The sequence below is a fragment of the Kitasatospora sp. NPDC057198 genome (assembly GCF_042670125.1).
Classification (GTDB): Bacteria; Actinomycetota; Actinomycetes; order Streptomycetales; family Streptomycetaceae; genus Kitasatospora.
Genome location: NZ_JBHUWH010000674.1, coordinates 1 through 3,085, shown reverse-complemented (window position 1 = coordinate 3,085; position 3,085 = coordinate 1). Strand labels below are relative to the sequence as shown.

The window sequence follows — 3,085 nt, the reverse complement described above, 5'->3', positions numbered from 1 at the left end:
ACGCGCTCTCGGTGGACGGCGAGCGGCCGTTCCAGGAGGTGCTGCCCGCGCTGGCGTCCTGGCGGCGCCGCGAACTGGACCGCTCGCTGACCGCCAACTGGCGCTACCGGACGGCCTGGTCGGCGATCGCCGAGCCCGACTCGCGGGTCCTGTCCGGCACTTGGCTGCTGGCCGTGCCCGCCGGGACGGACGCGGAGCCGTACGCGGCGGCGCTGTCCGGACGCGGCGCGGAGGTCGTCCCGGTGACGGTGGACACCGTCGACCGGGCCGATTTGGCCGCCCTGCTGGCGAGCATCGAGGCCCCGGTGGCGGGCGTGCTGTCGCTGCTGGCCCTGGACGAGACGCCGCTGGCCGAACTGCCCGCCGTCAACAGCGGATTGGCCGCCACCCTCGCGCTGATCCAGGCGCTGGGCGACACGGGCGTCACCGCGCCGCTCTGGCTGGCCACCCGCGGCGCGGTCGCGGCCGGTCCCGGCGAGGCGCTGCCGAACCCCGTGCAGGCCCACGTCTGGGGTCTGGGCCGGGTCGCCGCCCTGGAGCACCCGGACCGCTGGGGCGGGACGATCGACCTGCCCGAGCACTTCGACGAGCGGGCCGCGGCCCGGCTGGTCGCGGTGCTCGCGGGCTGCGGCGAGAACGAGGTCGCGATCCGGCCGGCCGGAGTCCTGGGCCGCCGCCTCACCCGGGCCGCCGCCCTGCGCGGCGAGGACGGCTGGACGCCGCGCGGCAGCGTGCTGATCACCGGCGGCACCGGCGCCATCGCCGGGCACGTCGCCCGCTGGCTGACCGGCCGGGGCGCCCGGCACCTGGTGCTGACCAGCCGCTCCGGCCCCGCCGCGAAGGGCGCGGCCGCGCTGGCGGCCGAACTGGCCGCGGCCGGCTCGGCCGTGGACGTCACCGCCTGCGACGTGACGGACCGGACCGCGCTGGCTGGCCTGGTCGACCGGATCGGCCCGGAGCTGTCCTCGGTGCTGCACACCGCCGCCGTCCTGGACGACGGCGTCTTGGACCGGCTCACCCCGGAGCGGCTGGGCACGGTGCTGGCCGCGAAGGCCGCCAGCGCCGCGCACCTGGACGAGCTGACCGCGCACCTCGACCTGGACGCGTTCGTGCTGTTCTCGTCCATCTCCTCGACGCTCGGCGCGGCCGGGCAGGGCAACTACGCGGCCGCCAACGCCTACCTGGACGCGCTCGCCGAGCACCGGCGCTCGCGCGGCCTGGCGGCGCTCACCGTGGCGTGGGGCGCGTGGGCCGGCGGCGGCATGGCCGAGTCCAGCTCCGTGGTGCAGGCCCGGGTCGAGCGCGGCCCGATGCCCGCGATGGACCCGAAGCTGGCCGCCCGCGCGCTCGGCGAGGCACTGGCCGGGCCGGACGCCCTGGTCACCGTGATGGACGTCGACTGGGCGCAGCTGGCGTCCGGCCCGGGAGCGGCGGACCTGCCGAAGCGCCCGCTGGTCCGGGACCTGGCGGAGATCCGCAAGCTGGCCGCCGGACCGGCCGAGGCGCCCCGCCGCGAAGGCGAACTGGCGCACCGGCTGGCCGGGTTGGGCCGGGCCGAGCAGGAGCGGCTGCTTGCCGAGGTGGTCCGCGCCGAGGTCGCGGTCGTGCTCGGTCACGCCTCCGCCGAGGCGATCGAGGACCGGCGCGCGTTCAAGGACCTGGGCTTCGACTCGCTGACCGCCGTCGAACTGCGCAACCGCCTGAACGCCGCCACCGGCATCCGGCTGCCCGCCACCCTGGTGTTCGACTACCCGACGCCGCTGGCGCTCGCCGCCTTCCTGCGCGGCGAGCTGCTGGGCGCCACCGCGGACGCGGCCGCCCCGGCGGCCCCGGTGGCGGTGCCGGTCGCGGACGAGCCGCTGGCGATCGTCGGCATGGCCTGCCGGTTCCCCGGCGGGGCCACCACCCCGGAGGAGTTCTGGCAGCTGCTGGCCTCCGGCGGCGACGCGGTCGGGGCCTTCCCGACCGACCGCGGCTGGGACCTGGACGGCTTCTTCGACCCGGACCGGGACAGCGTCGGCACCTCCTACACGCAGTCCGGCGCGTTCCTGCGCGGGGCCGCCGAGTTCGACGCCGCGTTCTTCGGCATCAGCCCGCGCGAGGCCCTCGCCATGGACCCGCAGCAGCGCCAGCTGCTGGAGACCTCCTGGGAGGCGCTGGAGCGGGCCGGCATCGACCCGTCCTCGCTGCGCGGCTCGGCCACCGGCGTGTTCGCGGGCGGTTTCGCCTCCGGCTACGGGTTCGGCGTCACGCTGGCCAGCCAGGGCGACTCCGGCTCCGAGGGCCACGTGATGACCGGCAACGCGACGAGCGTGCTCTCCGGGCGCGTCTCGTACGTGCTGGGCCTGGAGGGCCCGGCGGTGACGGTGGACACGGCGTGCTCGTCCTCGCTGGTCGCCCTGCACCTGGCTGCGCAGGCCGTCCGCTCCGGCGAGTGCACGCTCGCGCTGGCCGGCGGCGTGACGGTGATGGCCACGCCCGGGACGTTCATCGACTTCTCCCGCCAGCAGGGCCTGGCGGCCGACGGCCGCTGCCGCGCCTTCTCCGAGGACGCGGACGGCACCGGCTGGGCCGAGGGCGTCGGCATGGTCGTCGTCGAGCGGCTCTCGGACGCGCAGCGCAACGGCCACCAGGTCCTTGCCGTGGTGCGCGGCAGCGCCGTGAACCAGGACGGCGCGTCCAACGGCCTGACCGCCCCGAACGGTCCCTCGCAGCAGCGGGTGATCCGGGCGGCCCTGGCCAGCGGCCGGCTGACCGCCGCCGACGTGGACGTGGTGGAGGCGCACGGCACCGGTACCACGCTGGGCGACCCGATCGAGGCGCAGGCGCTGCTGGCCACCTACGGACAGGAGCGGCCGGAGGGTCGGCCGCTGTGGCTCGGGTCGGTGAAGTCCAACATCGGGCACACCCAGGCCGCGGCCGGTGTCGCCGGTGTGATCAAGATGGTGCTGGCGTTGCAGCACGAGCTGCTGCCGCCGACCCTGTACGCGGACGAGCCGTCCTCGCACGTGGACTGGACGGCGGGCGAGGTCGCGCTGCTGACCGAGCCGGTGCCGTGGACCGCCGGGGAGCGGGTGCGCCGGGC

At 76.8% G+C, this 3,085-nt stretch carries 1 protein-coding gene; it reads left to right on the top strand.

Going from position 1 to position 3,085, the window contains the following annotated elements:
- A partial coding sequence (locus ACFUEL_RS37570; RefSeq protein WP_380242373.1) for an SDR family NAD(P)-dependent oxidoreductase occupies positions 1 to 3,085 on the top strand: 3,085 nt, incomplete at both ends.